Source organism: Micromonospora sp. NPDC050784 (genome assembly GCF_044456765.1).
Taxonomy (GTDB): Bacteria; Actinomycetota; Actinomycetes; order Mycobacteriales; family Micromonosporaceae; genus Micromonospora; species Micromonospora foliorum.
Genome location: NZ_JBITGG010000023.1, coordinates 52,319 through 67,841, shown reverse-complemented (window position 1 = coordinate 67,841; position 15,523 = coordinate 52,319). Strand labels below are relative to the sequence as shown.

Here is a 15,523-nt window from a genome sequence, read left to right as displayed (position 1 = left end):
TGGAACGGCCATGACCAGCAACTCCAGCGCGGTCCGCGAGGCACTCTTGCGGCTACGCGAGCAGACCGAGGCTCAGGCCACCGCCCTGGAGGGCGACCTGCGGAGCCTCTTCGAGGCGTCCCGGTCGTCCAACGCCGACGACGAACACGACCCCGAGGGCAGCACGATCGCCTTCGAACGCGCGCAGCTCATCGCCGTCCTGGACGCCACCCGCCGCCGCTTGGCCGAGCTGGACGTCGCGCTGAAACGGGTCGACGACGGCAGCTACGGCGTGTGCGAACGGTGCCTGCGCCCCATCCCCGCCGAGCGGCTCGTCGCCCGCCCGTCAGCACGTACGTGTGTGGCCTGCGCCAGCCGACGGTGACGGTGCCGGCCGTCAGGTGATGGTCGGGCTACGACGTTCCAGCAGGACGACGACCCCGCACCGCCTCGTCGATCATGGAGTTGTGGTGGGTGACAAAGTGCCTGCACAACACCAAATCGGGCACCACAACTCCATGATCGACGAGACTGGAAGATCGGCGCGGATGGGGCGTTCCTCAGGGGCAACGCGTGGGTTGAGGTCGCCGCCTAGAAGTCGTCGTCGAAGGCGACGGTGCCGGTCACCCCGACCTGGTACGCCGACACCCGCCGCTCGAAGAAGTTGGACAGTTCCTGCACGTCCTGCAACTCCATGAAGCCGAACGGGTTGCTCGAACCGTAGTGTGGCGCGATGCCGAGCTGGGCGAGGCGGCGGTCGGCGACGTGCTGGAGGTACTCCCGCATGTCGGTCAAGGTCAGACCGGGCACGCCGTGGCCCAACAGGTCCTCGGCGAACTGCACCTCACACTCGACCGCCTCGGTGAGCATCCGGCGGACCTGGTCGGCGAGGTCGTCGTCGAACAGGTCCGGCTCCTCGGCCCGGACGGTGTCGACGACGTCGAACGCGAACGCCATGTGCATCGACTCGTCGCGGAACACCCAGTTCGTGCCGGAGGCGAGGCCGTGCAGCAGGCCGCGGGAGCGCAGGAAGTAGACGTACGCGAAGGCGCCGTAGAAGAACAACCCCTCGATGCAGGCGGCGAAGCAGATCAGGTTGAGCAGGAACGCCCGTCGGTCCTCGCGGGACCGCAGCTCCCGTAGGTCGTTGAGGGAGTCGATCCACCGGAAGCAGAACTCGGCCTTACGACGGATCGAGGGGATGTTCTCGATGGCCGCGAAGGCCTCGAAGCGCTCGGTCTCGTCGGGCACGTACGTGTCGAGCAGGTTGAGGTAGAACTGGACGTGCACGGCCTCCTCGAACAGCTGCCGGGACAGGTATAGGCGGCCCTCGGGGCTGTTGACGTGCTGGTAGAGGTTGAGCACCAGGTTGTTGGCGACGATCGTGTCGCCGGTGGCGAAGAACGCCACCAGGCGGCTGACCAGGTGCCGTTCGGCCGGCGACAGCTTGTCCAGGTCGGCGAGGTCGGCGTGCAGGTCGACCTCCTCGACCGTCCAGGTGTTGCGGATCGCGTCGCGGAACCGGTCGAAGAAGTGCGGGTAGCGCATCGGGCGGAGAGTGAGGTCCATCCCGGGGTCGAGCAGCATGTGTGTGGTCCTCGTGTCGGTGGTGCTGACGTCGGTGGTGGTCACTGGCAGGCCTCGCACGACTCGGGGTTCTCCAGCGAGCAGGCCAGCGCCTCCACGTCGACGGCGACGGGCGCCACGGCGCTGACGGTGGCCTGCTGGATCCGGGTGGCGGGGCGCGAGCGCAGGTAGTAGGTGGTCTTCAGCCCGGCCTTCCAGGCGTACAGGTACATCGAGGAGAGCTTGCCGATGGTCGGTGCGGCCAGGAACAGGTTCAGCGACTGGGACTGGTCGATGAACGGGGCGCGTGCGGCGGCCAGGTCGATCAGCGCCCGCTGCGGCAGCTCCCACGCGGTGCGGAACAACTCCCGTACGCCGGCCGGCAGTTCGGCGATGTCCTGCACCGACCCCTCGGCCCGTTTGATCGCCGACCGGATCCGCTCGGTCCACAGGCCGCGGGCCTTCAGCTCGCGTACCAGGGCGGTGTTGACCTGGAGGAACTCCCCCGACAGGGTCTCGCGCTTGAACAGGTTGGACACCTGCGGCTCGATGCACTCGTAGCACCCGGCGATCGAGGCGATGGTCGCGGTGGGCGCGACGGCCACCAGCAGCGAGTTGCGCAGCCCGTACGCCTCGACCCGCTCGCGCAGCGCGTCCCACCGCGCGGTCTGCGTACCCTCGACGCCCCACAGGTCGGGCTGGAGCTGGCCCCGCGCGGCCCGGGTCTGCAGGTACGCCGGATGGGCGCCGAAGTCGCGCGCCAGGTCGGCGGAGGTCTCCAGCGCGGTCAGGTACAGCTCCTCGCTGATCCGGGTGGACAGCTCCCGGGCGGCCGGCGAGTCGAACGGCAGCCGCAGCGCGAAGAAGACGTCCTGGAGGCCCATCAGCCCGAGCCCAACCGGCCGCCAGCGGGGGTTGCTCGCCGCCGCCTGTGCCGTCGGGTAGTAGTTGATGTCGATGACCCGGTCGAGGAAGGTCACCGCCGTCCGCACCGTGGCGCGCAGCCGCTCCCAGTCGATGCCGCCGTCGGTGAGGTGGGCGGCGAGGTTCACCGAGCCGAGGTTGCACACGGCGGTCTCGGCGTCGCTGGACACCTCGACGATCTCGGTGCAGAGGTTGGACAGGTGCACCACGTTGCCCGGCTCGGCGGTCTGGTTGCAGAGGCGGTTGGCGGCGTCCTTGAAGGTCATCCACCCGTTGCCGGTCTGGGCGAGGGTGCGCATCATCTTCCCGTACAGCTCCCGCGCCGGGACCTGCCGCACGTAGCGCCCCTGCGCCTCGGCCTCCCGGTACGCGGCGTCGAACCGCTCCCCCCACAGGTCGGGCAGCTCGGGCACCTCGTGCGGGTCGAACAGCGACCACGGCTCGTCGGCCTCGACCCGGCGCATGAACTCGTCCGGGATCCAGTTGGCCAGGTTGAGGTTGTGGGTGCGCCGGGCGTCCTCGCCGGTGTTGTCCCGCAGTTGCAGGAACTCCTCGATGTCCGGGTGCCACGGCTCCAGGTAGACGCAGGCCGCGCCCTTGCGCCGGCCACCCTGGTTGACCGCGGCGACGCTCGCGTCCAGCGTGCGCAGCCACGGCACGACCCCGTTCGACTGCCCGTTCGTGCCCCGGATCAGCGCTCCCCGGGAGCGGACCCGGGAGTAGGCGATGCCGATGCCACCGGCGAACTTGGACAGGTTGGCGACCTGGGCGTACCGCTGGTAGATCGAGTCCAACTCGTCGAGCGGGGAGTCGACGAGATAGCAGGAGGACATCTGGGTGTGCCGGGTCCCGGAGTTGAACAGGGTCGGGGAGCTGGGCAGGTAGGCCAGGCTGGACATCAGCCGGTAGAAGCCGACCGCCTCGTCCGCCGTCCGGGACAGGCCGCAGGCAACCCGCAGCAGCCAGTACTGCGGGGTCTCCAGCACCAGTCGGCTGGTGGGGTGGCGCAGCAGGTAGCGGTCGTACACCGTACGCAGGCCGAAGTACTCGAACCGGCGGTCGCCGTCCGGGTCGACGGCGGCGTCGAGGGTCGCGGCGTGTGCGGCGACGAACGCGGCGGTGTCGGCACCGATCAGGCCCTCGGCGTGGCCGACCCGGATCGCCGCGCTGAACGAGGTGATGCCCTGTCGACGCACCTCCTTGTCGACGTAGCCGGCCAGCAGCCGCGCGGCGAGCCGCGAGTACTGCGGCTCCTCACCGATCATCTCGGCCGCGGTCTGGATGGACAGCCGGTCCAGTTCGGCGGTCGTCGCGCCGTCGTAGAGGCCGCTGATGGTGCGGGTGGCCACCCGCATCGGGTCGACGTCGGTCAGGTCGTCGGCCCACCGCTCGACCGCTCGGACGATCTTGTTCACGTCCACGGGTTCGGTGCCGCCGTCGCGCTTGCGGACCTGCATCGGCGTGCGCCGCACTGTCGCGTCGCCGCTGGCCGGGACTACCTCGGTGACTGTCACCACTCGCTCCTCGGAGTTCGAGACCTGGTGGCCCGGACGCGAGGAGACAGACACCGACGGACGCCACGCCAGCCCGGCGTGGGTCAGGTGGCGTCAGCCGTCCCACGCGGCCTCGGACCGCCGCCCACCCGGGTGCGGGTACGCGGCGCGCTGGCAGGTCTTCGGACTCGCGGGCACGACCGGGATCGCCGGTCTCCTACTGGCCGTCGCTTCCCAGGCCGATTGGTGGCCCAGTGCTGATGACGGCGGTCGTTCCCACTCACCGCTGCGGGACAGTCCCGGAATTCCACCGGGTTCCCTGTTGCCTCGACCGCCCCGGATGGACGGCCGAACCAGCTGCGCTCGACACCATATATAGGGACGCAGCCGTTGTCACACCCCACATGTCGGTCTCGGGCGTGTCGGCGGCGGGCGGTGACCACCGTCACCCATGCGGCCGACCACGCCAGCCCGACCGTCGCCCGGCAACGGAGACGGAGACGGTCGGCCACCTCGCCGCGCGCGCCGGTCAGGCGGTGCCACAGGCGGAAACGCCCATCAGCGCGAACCAGCAAACATCATATGTCTACGGGCCAACAGTGATCGACATCGTTGACGCGCCAAGACAACTCTCCGTATACTCCCAATGATCATCTGATCTTTAGCCTAGCCGGGCGAGGAGCGCATGCCGCAGATCACTGCCGTCACCGTCGAAGACGTCCGCTTCCCCACCTCCCTGACCGCTGACGGGTCAGACGCCATGAACAAGGACGGCGACTACTCGGCGGCCTACGTCGTCCTGCACACCGACGGCGTCGACGGCGTGGGCGCCCCGCTCACGGGGCACGGCCTGACCTTCACCATCGGTCGAGGCAACGACATCGTCGCGGCGGCGGCGGTCCACCAGGCACAGCGCCTCGTCGGCCTGGACGTGGCGACGATGGCAGCGGACATGGGCGCGGTCTACCGCCTCCTCACCTCCGACTCGCAGCTGCGCTGGCTCGGTCCGGAGAAGGGTGTCGTCCACCTGTCGCTGGCGGCCGTGCTGAACGCGTCGTGGGACCTGGTCGCCCGGGTCGCCGACAAACCGCTGTGGCGGCTGCTCGTCGACATGTCCCCCGAGCAACTCGTCGACATCGCGGACCTGCGCTACCTGTCCGACGCGCTGACCCGGGACGAGGCGCTGGCCATCCTGCGGGCCAAGGAGGGCACGAAGGCCGCCCGCCTCGCCGAGCTCGACCGGACCGGCTACCCCGCCTACACCACCTCGGCGGGTTGGCTCGGGTACGGCGACGACAAGCTGCGCCGGCTGTGCCAGGAGGCGGTGGACACCGGCTACGGCTACGTGAAGCTCAAGGTGGGCGCCAACCTCGACGACGACATCCGCCGGTGCGCGATCGCACGGGAGATCCTCGGGCCGGACCGCAACCTGATGATCGACGCCAACCAGGTGTGGGACGTCGGTCAGGCCATCGAGTGGGTCACCGCGCTCGCCCGGTTCAAGCCACTGTGGATCGAGGAGCCGACCAGCCCCGACGACATCCTGGGCCACGCGGCGGTCCGCCGTGCCGTCGCTCCGATCGGCGTCGCCACCGGCGAGCACTGCCACAACCGGGTGATGTTCAAGCAGCTGTTCCAGGCCGAGGCCATCGACTTCTGCCAACTGGACACCGGCAGGTTGGCCAGCATCAACGAGATCGTCGCCGTGCTGCTGCTCGCCGCGAAGTTCGACGTCCCGGTGTGCCCACACGCCGGCGGCGTCGGGCTGTGCGAGATGGTCCAACACGTGTCCGTGCTCGACTACGTCGCGATCTCGGGGGATCTCACCAACCGGGTCACCGAGTTCGTCGACCACCTGCACGAGCACTTCACCGACCCGTGCGTCATCCGGGACACCGGCTCGGGCAGCGGTTACGTCCTGCCCAGCCAGCCCGGCTACTCCACCCGGATGCGCCAGGAGTCGGTCGCGCTCTACCGCTTTCCCGACGGCCACTACTGGGCGGCGACAGACCCGACTACCGTGTCATCTCCGGAGGCGTACGTGATCGCGGGTGGGAAGGCCACCCCCGCCGGCCGCTAGGGGGGTCATGTCTCGCACGGACGAAGTGGTCAACGGCATCAAGCGGATGATCCTCGAAGGTCAGTTCCGGCCCGGCGACCGGTTGCCCATCGAGAAGGATCTCGCCGAGCAGCTCGGTGTCTCGCGGGGGTCCCTGCGCGAGGGGATGTCGGCCCTGTCGATCCTCGGCATCGTCAACATCCGGCAGGGCGACGGCACCTACGTCACCAACCTCGACGCGCCACAACTGTTGGCCCCGATGGGTTTCGTGGTGGACTTCCAGGGTCAGGGCGACCCTCGGCACATCCACACCGTTCGCCGTCTGTTGGAGTGCGAGGCCGCCTGCCTGGCGGCGACCAGGATCACCGACGAGGCCCTGGCTCAGGCGGGTGACCTGCTCGACGAGGCGGCCCGGTTGATCGGCCAGTCACCGCCGGACCACGAGCGGATCATGGAGATCGACATCGCCTTTCACCGGATCATCGCGGTGCACGCCGAGAATCCGGTGCTCGTCGGCCTGATCGAGGCCTTCGCCGGGCGCACCATCCGCGGCCGGCTCTGGCGGAGCCTGCACGAGGAGGGCGCGGACCTGCGCACCCACGACGAACACGTGGCGATCCTGAAGGCCCTCGTGGCGCGCGACCCGGAGCGGGCCCGCACCCGGATGGCCAACCACCTGATCGGTGTGGAGGAGTCGTTGCAGGGTTTACCCGACGATCCTGACGCGAGCATCGACACGACCCGGTCCTGACCGCCGCGGCCTCACGACTGCACGTCGAGCAGCCCCTCGTCGTACAACGCCGTCCAGAGCTGATCCGGAACGCCCACGTCGGATCACCGCTCGTCCCGGTCCACGCTGGTGCTGCCGGTCATCGCCGCGACCAGGTCGTCGGTGGTGACCTCGTCGGCGCGGAGTTGGGCCGCTCGTCGGCCGAGGCGCAGCACCTCGACCCGGTCGGCGATCTCGAGTACCTGCGGCATGTTGTGGCTCACCAGCACCACCGACATGCCGGCGTCGCGGGCACGCCGAACGACGTCGAGCACCCGCCCCGTCTGGACCACGCCCAGCGCCGCGGTGGGCTCGTCGAGGATGACCACGTTGGTCGCCCAGATGATGGCGCGGGCCACCGCCACGCACTGCCGCTGCCCACCGGAGAGCATCGCGATCGGGGTGGTGACCCGGGGGATCCGTACGCCCAGTTCGTCGAGGGCGGCGGCGGCGCCGTGGCGCATGGCGCGCTTGTCCAGCAGCCCGAGCCGACCGAGCGGTCCGGAGCGCAGGATCTCCCGACCGAGATACAGGTTGGCGGCCACGCTGAGGTCGTCCGCGACGGCGAGGTCCTGGTAGACGGTCTCCACCCCGGCCCGCCGGGCATCGACCGGAGTGGAGAACTGGACCGGACGGCCGCCGACCCGGATCTCGCCCTCGTCCGGCGGATGCACACCGGACAGGGTCTTGATCAGGGTGCTCTTTCCGGCGCCGTTGTCACCGATCAGCGCGACGACCTCGCCCCGGCGGACCGTGAAGTCGGCGCCCCGCAACGCCTCGACGTGCCCGAACCGTTTGACGATGCCGCGGGCTTCGAGGACCGGCGGTTCGGCGTCGGTGGGGTGCTGCTCGCTGTCGGCGGTGGCCGTGGGGATGCCGCCCATCACTGCACCGGCGGGTTGGCGCAGCTGGGCTCGAGCACCGCCTTGATCTCCGCCGAGTCGATGTTCTCCTTGGTGACGAAGGTGACGCCGGTGTCGGCCGATGCCAGCGGCGCCTTGTCCCGAAGGTGCTTGACCATCTTGTCGACGCCGAAGTAGCCCATCTTGAACGGGTTCTGCACGACCAGGGCCGAGATCTGGCCGTTGCGCACCCCGGCGATCTCGTCCGGGGCCGCGTCCCAGCCGATGATGACCACCTTGCCGGACTTGCCGGCCGCCTGGATGGCCTGCGCGGCACCGAGCACGCTCGGCTCGTTGGCCGCGAAGACGCCGGCGAGCTTGGGGTTGGCGGTGAGGATGTTCTCGGTGACCCGCCGTGCCTCGTTGACGTCACTGCGGCTCGGCTGCTGGCCGACCAGCTTCAGGTTGGGGTACTGGGCGAGGCCGGCCTTGAAGCCGTCGACCCGCTCGGTGTTGGTCTGCGATCCGGGCTGGAACTCGACGAGCGCCACCTCGTGGTTGCCGGGACCGAGCTCGGTGGCGAGCAGCTTCGCCGCCTCGGTTGCCGACGCGCGGTTGTCGGTGGCGAAGAGGGGCACACCCGACGGCTGCGGGCTGGTGCCGGAGTCGATCATGGCGACCGGGATGTCGGCGGCGAGCGCCTGGTCGGTCGCCGGCGCCAGCGCGCTGGAGTCGGTCGCCGCGTAGACGATGCCGTCGACCTTCTTGGTGACGAAGTTCTGGATCAGGTTGACCTGACCCTCGACGTCGGTCTCGGTGGTCACCCCGTCCCACTGGACGGTGACGTCCCCCGCGCGCTGCGCGGCGCACTCCGCGCCCGCCTTGACCGTGTTCCAGTAGTCGGCCCCGACCGCCTTGGGTACGACGGCGAGCTTCAACGGGCCGCTCGCGTCCTTGGTCGCGCCGTCGCCGCCGTCCCGGACCTCGACCCCGCCGCAGGCGCTGAGCAGCGCGGTCGCCGCGGCCGCGGCCAGGATCGCCTGCGCGCGCAGGAGTGGTCCTCGCGTCCGCCGGCTGGTGGTGGTGTGTGCCATGGTGTGTGTCCTTCCTCGTTCGGACTCTCGAAATGGCATGTCAACCGCGTGATTCCAGCCGCCTGCGGCGGTACTGGTCGAAGTAGACGGCGGCCCAGATGATCACGCCGACGATCACCTGCTGGTAGTGGATGCTGATGTCGAGCAGGACGGCGCCGTTGCGGACCAGGGCGATGAGGAACGCGCCGATGATGGTCCCGACGATCCGGCCCTGCCCGCCGAACAGGCTGGCACCGCCGATGACCGCGGCGGCGATGACGTCGAGCTCCAGCGAGATCCCGTAGTTGGGTTGGCCGGAGTTGACCCGGGAGGCGGCGATCATGCCGCCCAGCCCGACCAGCACGCCGGCCAGCACGTACACCCCGGTCAGGTGCCGACCCACCCGGATGCCGGAGCGGCGGGCCGCCTCCAGATTGGAGCCCATCGCGTACGTGTACTGACCGAAGCGGGTCTGGGAGAGCAGGAAGGCGACCCCGACGGCGACCAGGACGGTGATCACCACGGCGAACGGGATGCCGAGGATCTCCCCGTTGCCGAGCAGTTGGAAGGAGCGGGGCAGGCCGTAGACGCCGACCGCTCCGGTGATGATGAAGACGAGGCCGCGGCCCACGGACATCGTCCCCAACGTCGCGATGAACGGCGGAATCCGGGCCACCGTCACCAGCAGCCCGTTCAACAGCCCGGCCAGCGCCCCGACGCCGATCGCGACCGCGGTCGCCGCCCAGAGCGAGAAGCCGAGGTCGCGTACGACCATCGCGCCCAACACGCCGGCGAGCGCGGCGACCGACCCCACCGACAGGTCGATGCCCTTGGTGATGATGACCATCGTCTGGGCCGTGGCGATGATGGCGATCACCGCCGTCTGCGCCCCGATGTTGAAGAGATTGTCGGCGGTCAGGAAGTAGGGGCTCGCGAAGGTCAGGGCGATGAACAGGACGACCAACGCGGTCGCGGCGGTGAACTCGGAGACGGCGTGGGAGATCCGTTCCCGGAACCAGTCGCTGAGCTCGCCGCGCTGCGTGCCGGCGGTTGCCTCGACGCTACTCATCGTCGGACCTGACCTCCCCAAGCGTGGCGCCGGCAACCCGACGGGGACCCGCCGACGAGCCGAACGCCTGTGAGCGACCGACCCCGCTCGGCTGGCAGCGCGGCCAGGTGGCCGCACGACCCTCGACATAGGTCGGATGTTTCCCACGATCAGGCGTTACCTTGCCACGCATTCACATATGTTGCCAAGGTCTTACGGGCATGTTTTGCCATCGTCATCCGCACCACCGAAGGCATAGGTCTGACCAGACCGACATCGGCTGCCGTCGCTAGCATGTTATCGATAACATGCTATGTCCCCAGTTCGGAAGGGCGCCGCTGAGTCAGGAGGGGGCAAGCTGGTACACCCGGTCGGCGGTCTGGCGCCAGATCGCCGCCCGCTCGTCGTCGGACAGCGGGTCCAGCAGCTCGCCGAGGACCGTGACCCAGCGGGTGTACGAGGTGGCGAGCAGGCACACCGGCCAGTCCGAGCCGAACATCAGCCGATCCGGCCCGAAAACGTCGAGGGCGTGCTCGACAGCGGGCCGCAGGTCGACTGGCGTCCAGGACGGGCCGTCCACCTCGGTCACCAGGCCGGAGAGCTTCGCCGTCGTGTTGGGCTCGGCCGCGAGCGCCCGCAGGTCGCGGCGCCAGTCAGCGAAATCGGCGCGTCCCCGCGGAGGTTTGCCGAGGTGGTCGAGGACGAACCGCACCCGGGGCAGGTCGCGGACGAGCCGGGTGGCCGCCGGCAACTGACGATGGCGCACCAGGAGGTCGAAGGCGAGACCGGCGGCACCGACCGCGGCGATGCCCCGCCGCACGTCGGGGCGGTCCAGATAGGTCGGGTCGGGCTCGGACTGGACGAGGTGGCGGATCCCGACCAGCCGTTCGCCGCCCCGCGCCCTCCGTAGTCGGTCGAGGCGGCGGCCGACATCGGCGGCGGTGAGGTCGACCCAGCCGACGACCCCGGCCACGAGTGGGTCGTCGGCCGCGATGCCGAGCAACTCCGGCGTCTCCGACCGGACGGCGACGGACTGCACGACCACGGTTCGGGTGACCCCGGCGGCCCGGGCCGCCGGGGCGAGCTCGACCGGCGTGAAGTCGTCGTCGATCGCGGCCATTGTGTGCGGGTCGATCCAGGGCTGCGGGTGCCGGGCCCGGACCCAGAGGTGATGGTGCGCGTCGACGATGCCCGGCCGCCGCGCGACCTCGTCGGCCGTCACCGGACCCGTCCTGGCGTGTTCCCGTCCACCCCACACCCCGCCCAGCCACTGATCGAACCCTCCGGGTCGACCCGGAGCCACAGCGCGATCTGGCAGTTGACCATGTTAGCGGTAACAGGCTGCTCATGAGTCGCGGAACGCGCGCCACGATCAACCTCCAGCAGTGTCGCCTTTTGGTCTGACGAATCCGTTGGCACCTCGCGGCTGGACCGACTCACCGGCCTCCGGTGGGGGACGTGTTCGCGGCGCGGGGTCCCGGGTTGACCGCCCGAGGCGGCACCGATACCGTCGACCCACTATCTGCGGCGACGCGAGGGAAGCCGGTGTGAATCCGGCGCGGTCGCGCCACTGTGAGCGGTCCCCCAACCACAACCGGGGTGCCGCGAGCCAGGACGCTCGGTCGTCCGCAGCCTTGCGATGGGGACGCGTCATCCCTGGGGAGGTTCGTGTATTTATGTCTAGCTCCGCTTCCAGCCAGCCGGTGGTGCACCCCGTTGGCAGTGCCCGTCTCCTGTGGACGGCTCTGGCGACCGTTGCCGTGCTCGCCCTGCTGGCGTACCTCGTCGCCTTCGACCAGGGGGCCGTCTCGCGCAGCGGGACGTACCTGCACGAGCTGATGCACGACGGCCGGCACCTGCTGGGCGTTCCGTGCCACTGAACACCACCGCCGCTCCCCCGTTCCTCGCCGTCCTCGTCCGCGGGCTGCTCGCCGGCCTGATCGCCGGCCTGCTCGCCGGGGCGTTCGCGTACGTCGCCGGCGAACCGCACGTCGAGGCGGCCATCGCCATCGAGGAGGCGGCGACGCACGTCGAGCCCGCCGCTGGTGCGCACGACCACGAGGACGCCCTGGTCAGCCGGACGGGTCAGCGCGGCGGTCTGTTCCTGGCCACCGGCCTGTTCGGGGCCGCGATGGGTGGTCTGCTGGCCACGGCGTACGTCCTGCTGTCCCGTCGGCGGCGCGACGACGACGGACGGTCGGGCCTGCTGCTGGCCGGCGCGGCGCTGCTCGGCGCGGTGATCGTGCCGTTCCTCAAGTACCCGGCGAACCCACCGGCGGTCGGCGACCCGGCCACCATCGACCAACGGACCGTCACCTACCTGTTGATGGTGGTGCTCGGGTTGGTGGCCGTGTGGGCCGGCTCGCTGGGCTACCGGTCGGTCGGTGCCCAGGCGCCGACCTGGCAGCGCGCCGCCGCGGCCGTGGGCGGGTTCGTACTGGTCACGGCGGTGTCGTACGTGGTCATGCCGTCCTTCCAGGAGGTTCCGGCGGACTTCCCCGCGACCCTGCTGTGGGACTTCCGCCTGGCCTCGCTCGGCACCCAGGTCGTGCTCTGGACCGGCATCGGTCTGCTGTTCGCGGCCCTGATGCACCACGAGCGGCGTCGCCGGGCCGCCACCGCGCTGCCGAGCACGTGACCGGCACCAGCCTCCGGCTGGTCGCCCACGGTCACACCGCCGCTCTGCGTCGGGCCCGCTTCGGCGGCACCGACGACGGCCTGGACGAGGGTGGCCGGCGTGCCGCCCTCGCCCAGGCCCATGCGGATCCGGACCGGCGTGGGCACCTCGGGGTGCACGACACCTGCCTGTCCAGTCCGGCGTCGGCGGCCCGGCAGACCGCCGACGCCTTCGGCCTGCTGCCGACGATCGAGGCGGCGTTGGCCGACTGTGACTACGGCGACTGGTCCGGACGGTCGCTCGAGGAGATCGCCGGCACGCAGCCGCAGGCGCTGCACGACTGGCTGTCCGCGCCGGGCTCCGCGCCGCACGGCGGTGAGTCCGTCGCGGCCGTGCGGGATCGGGTCGGTGGCTGGCTGGACGAGCTGCACGGCGTCGGTGGACGCGTCATCGCGGTCACCCACCCGCTGGTGATCCGGGTCGCGGTGGTGCACGCCCTCGGCCTGCCGGTCGCGACGTACCGCCAGGTGGACGTGGAGCCCCTGGCCGTCGTCCGACTCACCAGTCAGGGCACCCGCTGGCAGCTCCGACTGGGCGCGCCGCGCGCAGGTTGAGGTCACGCCAACGGCGCGGGCCGCGCCCACCAGGAGTGGACACGGCCCGCGCTCGTTCGGCGGCTGTCGGCCGCTTGCTCAGTGCTGCCGGTGGGGCAGGTGCAGCTCGACCGGCTCGGGCGGAAGGTCGTCGACGCCAGCGGCGACAGCCTGTTCGTGACGGCGACGCGCCGAGGGCAGGGCGAGTGCCGCGAAGACGGCCAGGACCGCGACGCCCGCGCACACCCAGAAACCGGCGGTGAACGCCGCGTCGGTGGGCAGGCCCTGAGGAGTGCTGTTCGACGTGATGACGGCCGCCACCACCGCCGCGCCGATGCTGCTGCCGATGGTCCGGGCAATGGTGTTGACGCCGCTCGCCTCGCCGGTCTGCCCGGCCGGGACGCTCTCGATGATGGCGTTGGACATCGCCGCGAACGCCAGACCGATGCCGGCGCCGGTGAGCACCCCGGAGAGCAGCACCTGCCAGGTCGCGCCGTGCGCGAGTGCCGGCAGCGCGAAGGCGACGACGACCGCGACCGTGCCGAGGAACATCGGAACCTTGGGGCCGAAGCGCCGGTCCAGCAGGCCCGCGAGAGGGCCGAAGACCACCATCATCAGGACGGTGGGCAGCAGGAACAGGCCCGCCTGGGACACCGTCTTACCGAACCCGTAGCCGGTGGCCGCGGGAAGTTGGAGCAGGGTCGGTACGAGCACGAACGTCCCGAACATCGCGAAGCCGAGGATCAGGGCGACGAGGTCGGTGGCCCAGACACCGCGAATCCGCATCAGGCGCATGTCGATGAGCGGCTCGCGTACCCGAAGCTCGACCCGGACGAACACGACCATCGCGACCGCACCGAGCACGAACAGGCCGATGGTCTTCGGCTCGATCCAGCCCCAACCCTGCCCCTTGCTCACGGCCAGCAGCAGCGAGACCAGCGACACCGACAGGATGGCCGCGCCGAGCATGTCGAGCCGTCCGGGCGTGCGGACCCGCGACTCGGGCATCCCGAAGATCGCTCCGAGCAGCGCGACGACGACGAGGACGAGCGGCAGCCAGAACAGCCAGTGCCACGACAGGTGCTCCACGATCGGGCCCGCGGCCACGATGCCGACACCGGCGCCGACACCGAAGATCGCCGACAGCAGGCCGACGGTGACGCCGACCTTCTCCCGGGGCAGTTGGTCGCGGACGATGCCGATCGACAGCGGCAGGATGGCTCCGGCGGCTCCCTGCAGGGCCCGCGCGACGATCAGCACGGTCAGGTTGGGCGCCAGGGCGGCGAGCAGGGTGCCCGCGGCGAGGGCCGCGAGGACGCCGATGAGGACCCGACGCTTGCCGACCATGTCACCGAGGCGTCCGAGAATGGGCGTCAGCACCGAGGCGGCCAACAGGTACGCCGTGAGCACCCAGCTGATGTCTCCGGTCGAGACGCCCAGGTCCCTGCCGATGGTCGACAGCGCGGGCGCCACCAGCGACTGGAGCACCGCGAACGCCAGGCCGCCCAGCGACAGGTACAGCACCAGAAGGGTGCTGTTGGCGCGCGGGGCCGCGCTGGGCGCGGAGCCGAGGTGGGTCGACTCCTCGATGGTGTGGGTCATGAAATCCCCGAACTAGATGTAAACGTTTGCTGACTTAGCCAGTATGCGCAGCCACAGGCGTATGTCAACAGTCGTTTACGTCACCCTGCGCCGCGACCCCGGCCTTGCGCTCGCCGGTAAGTCAACATATGTTTACTTGCGGACAGCCGACGAGCAGAGCGAAGGAAGGACGCGCCGTGACAGCAGCAGAACCGCCTGTCCCCGCGACCAGCAGCACCGCCGGGGAACCGGCCCAGCGTCGCCGTCGGGACGCGGCCGAGACCCGGCAACTGCTGCTCGACGCCGCTCGCCAGCGCTTCGCCCGGGACGGCTACGCGGCCACGACCGTCCGGGACATCGCCGACGACGCGGGCGTCAACGTGGCGCTCATCAGCCGCTACTTCACGTCCAAGGAGGGCCTGTTCGAGGCGTGCCTGCGGGCGGCCGGCGACGAGTTGCGCCGGACGACCGGGCAGACGCCCGCCGACCGGGTGCCCGAGGCCATCGCCCGGCACATCGCCGACCTCGGCGCGGCGGGCCTGTCGAGCCAGCTCTCACTGCTGTTGCGGTCATCCGGGGACGCGGGGGCCGACGAGATCCGGCGCGGAGTCCTGGTCCGTTCCAGCGAACAACTGGCGGCGGCTCGTGGGTGGCGTCCCGGCGAACCGGGCAGCGAGCAGCTCCTGCTCCGCGCCCAGATGGCCCTCGCCGCCGGCATCGGAGTCGCGGTGTTGCGGTCGTCGATCCGGCTGGAACCGCTGAGTTCCGCGACCGAGGAGGACCTGGTCGGGCCGCTGCGCGACCTGGTCGACGCGCTGCTGCCGCGCACTGACGGTTGATCATTCGACGCGGCGTGGGGGGGGGGGGGGTGGGCCCCCCCCCCCCCCCCGGGGCCCCCCCCCCCCCCGGGGGGATCCCCGGGCGCAGCTAGGGAGGGGCCCCGGAGGGCGCCCCGCGGGCGCGGGGCGCCGGCCGCTCG

General features: G+C 70.6%; 14 protein-coding genes and 2 riboswitches. Of the genes, 7 read left to right on the top strand and 7 right to left on the bottom strand.

All coding sequences use genetic code 11. The features are described from left to right. The first annotated feature begins 10 nt into the window (after positions 1–10). Complete coding sequence (locus tag ACIBD9_RS26610; protein WP_396721775.1) at positions 11–364, top strand: TraR/DksA family transcriptional regulator; 354 nt, start codon at positions 11–13, stop codon at positions 362–364. 206 nt (positions 365–570) lie between these two features. Here ACIBD9_RS26610 and ACIBD9_RS26605 read toward each other — a convergent pair whose 3' ends face one another. Continuing rightward, entirely contained in the window at positions 571–1,566 is a 996-nt protein-coding gene (locus tag ACIBD9_RS26605; RefSeq protein ID WP_396721847.1) for a ribonucleotide-diphosphate reductase subunit beta, read from the bottom strand. A gap of 41 nt (positions 1,567–1,607) precedes the next feature. Further along, entirely contained in the window at positions 1,608–3,926 is a 2,319-nt protein-coding gene (locus ACIBD9_RS26600; RefSeq protein WP_396721845.1) for a ribonucleoside-diphosphate reductase subunit alpha, read from the bottom strand. A gap of 191 nt (positions 3,927–4,117) precedes the next feature. Continuing rightward, positions 4,118–4,335: riboswitch (cobalamin riboswitch) on the bottom strand. Positions 4,336–4,647: 312 nt separating this feature from the next. Between ACIBD9_RS26600 and ACIBD9_RS26595 the strand changes: the two genes are divergently transcribed. Together ACIBD9_RS26595 and ACIBD9_RS26590 are read left to right on the top strand one after the other, a co-directional pair. Further along, entirely contained in the window at positions 4,648–6,042 is a 1,395-nt protein-coding gene (locus ACIBD9_RS26595; RefSeq protein WP_396721773.1) for an enolase C-terminal domain-like protein, read from the top strand. Between the two features lie 7 nt (positions 6,043–6,049). Continuing rightward, complete coding sequence (locus ACIBD9_RS26590; RefSeq protein ID WP_396721771.1) at positions 6,050–6,772, top strand: FadR/GntR family transcriptional regulator; 723 nt, start codon at positions 6,050–6,052, stop codon at positions 6,770–6,772. A gap of 83 nt (positions 6,773–6,855) precedes the next feature. Here the strand turns inward: ACIBD9_RS26590 and ACIBD9_RS26585 are convergent, their stop codons facing one another. The 4 genes from ACIBD9_RS26585 to ACIBD9_RS26570 all read right to left on the bottom strand — a co-directional run bounded on the left by ACIBD9_RS26585 (position 6,856) and on the right by ACIBD9_RS26570 (position 10,975). Beyond that, positions 6,856–7,674, bottom strand: a complete 819-nt coding sequence (locus tag ACIBD9_RS26585; protein WP_396721770.1) for an ATP-binding cassette domain-containing protein — start codon at positions 7,672–7,674, stop codon at positions 6,856–6,858. Next, complete coding sequence (locus ACIBD9_RS26580; protein WP_387170364.1) at positions 7,674–8,726, bottom strand: ABC transporter substrate-binding protein; 1,053 nt, start codon at positions 8,724–8,726, stop codon at positions 7,674–7,676. Before ACIBD9_RS26580 ends, ACIBD9_RS26585 begins: the two co-directional genes overlap by 1 nt. Positions 8,727–8,766: 40 nt before the next feature. Next, positions 8,767–9,774, bottom strand: coding sequence for an ABC transporter permease (locus ACIBD9_RS26575; RefSeq protein ID WP_238660579.1), 1,008 nt, complete (start codon positions 9,772–9,774; stop codon positions 8,767–8,769). Positions 9,775–10,096: 322 nt separating this feature from the next. After that, a complete protein-coding gene (locus tag ACIBD9_RS26570) occupies positions 10,097–10,975 on the bottom strand; it encodes an amidohydrolase family protein (RefSeq protein ID WP_396721768.1) in 879 nt (292 codons plus the stop codon). 315 nt (positions 10,976–11,290) lie between these two features. Continuing rightward, positions 11,291–11,371: riboswitch (cobalamin riboswitch) on the top strand. A gap of 58 nt (positions 11,372–11,429) precedes the next feature. Between ACIBD9_RS26570 and ACIBD9_RS26565 the strand changes: the two genes are divergently transcribed. Genes ACIBD9_RS26565 through ACIBD9_RS26555 form a run of 3 tightly spaced genes read left to right on the top strand, consistent with a single transcriptional unit; the run spans position 11,430 to position 12,984 of the window. Continuing rightward, positions 11,430–11,633 (top strand): CbtB domain-containing protein, encoded by a 204-nt coding sequence (locus ACIBD9_RS26565; protein ID WP_396721767.1) that lies wholly within the window; start codon positions 11,430–11,432, stop codon positions 11,631–11,633. After that, positions 11,624–12,391: a CbtA family protein gene (locus ACIBD9_RS26560; RefSeq protein ID WP_396721765.1), complete on the top strand. Its 768-nt coding sequence runs from the start codon at positions 11,624–11,626 to the stop codon at positions 12,389–12,391. Before ACIBD9_RS26565 ends, ACIBD9_RS26560 begins: the two co-directional genes overlap by 10 nt. Then, positions 12,388–12,984, top strand: coding sequence for a histidine phosphatase family protein (locus ACIBD9_RS26555; RefSeq protein WP_396721763.1), 597 nt, complete (start codon positions 12,388–12,390; stop codon positions 12,982–12,984). Before ACIBD9_RS26560 ends, ACIBD9_RS26555 begins: the two co-directional genes overlap by 4 nt. Before the next feature lie 78 nt (positions 12,985–13,062). Here ACIBD9_RS26555 and ACIBD9_RS26550 read toward each other — a convergent pair whose 3' ends face one another. Further along, positions 13,063–14,565 (bottom strand): MFS transporter, encoded by a 1,503-nt coding sequence (locus ACIBD9_RS26550; RefSeq protein ID WP_396721761.1) that lies wholly within the window; start codon positions 14,563–14,565, stop codon positions 13,063–13,065. A gap of 176 nt (positions 14,566–14,741) precedes the next feature. On the opposite strand from ACIBD9_RS26550, the gene ACIBD9_RS26545 reads away from it, so the two are divergent. Beyond that, positions 14,742–15,383: a TetR family transcriptional regulator gene (locus ACIBD9_RS26545; RefSeq protein WP_396721760.1), complete on the top strand. Its 642-nt coding sequence runs from the start codon at positions 14,742–14,744 to the stop codon at positions 15,381–15,383. The last annotated feature ends 140 nt before the right edge of the window (positions 15,384–15,523 follow it).

Bases quoted from the DNA above. Each gene is read 5' to 3' on its own strand.
- ACIBD9_RS26610 (WP_396721775.1), top strand. From the start codon at position 11: ATGACCAGCAACTCCAGCGCGGTCCGCGAGGCACTCTTGCGGCTACGC.
- ACIBD9_RS26600 (WP_396721845.1), bottom strand. From the start codon at position 3,926: ATGCAGGTCCGCAAGCGCGACGGCGGCACCGAACCCGTGGACGTGAAC.
- ACIBD9_RS26565 (WP_396721767.1), top strand. From the start codon at position 11,430: ATGTCTAGCTCCGCTTCCAGCCAGCCGGTGGTGCACCCCGTTGGCAGT.
- ACIBD9_RS26550 (WP_396721761.1), bottom strand. From the start codon at position 14,565: ATGACCCACACCATCGAGGAGTCGACCCACCTCGGCTCCGCGCCCAGC.
- ACIBD9_RS26590 (WP_396721771.1), top strand. From the start codon at position 6,050: ATGTCTCGCACGGACGAAGTGGTCAACGGCATCAAGCGGATGATCCTC.
- ACIBD9_RS26595 (WP_396721773.1), top strand. From the start codon at position 4,648: ATGCCGCAGATCACTGCCGTCACCGTCGAAGACGTCCGCTTCCCCACC.
- ACIBD9_RS26605 (WP_396721847.1), bottom strand. From the start codon at position 1,566: ATGCTGCTCGACCCCGGGATGGACCTCACTCTCCGCCCGATGCGCTAC.
- ACIBD9_RS26580 (WP_387170364.1), bottom strand. From the start codon at position 8,726: ATGGCACACACCACCACCAGCCGGCGGACGCGAGGACCACTCCTGCGC.
- ACIBD9_RS26585 (WP_396721770.1), bottom strand. From the start codon at position 7,674: ATGGGCGGCATCCCCACGGCCACCGCCGACAGCGAGCAGCACCCCACC.
- ACIBD9_RS26575 (WP_238660579.1), bottom strand. From the start codon at position 9,774: ATGAGTAGCGTCGAGGCAACCGCCGGCACGCAGCGCGGCGAGCTCAGC.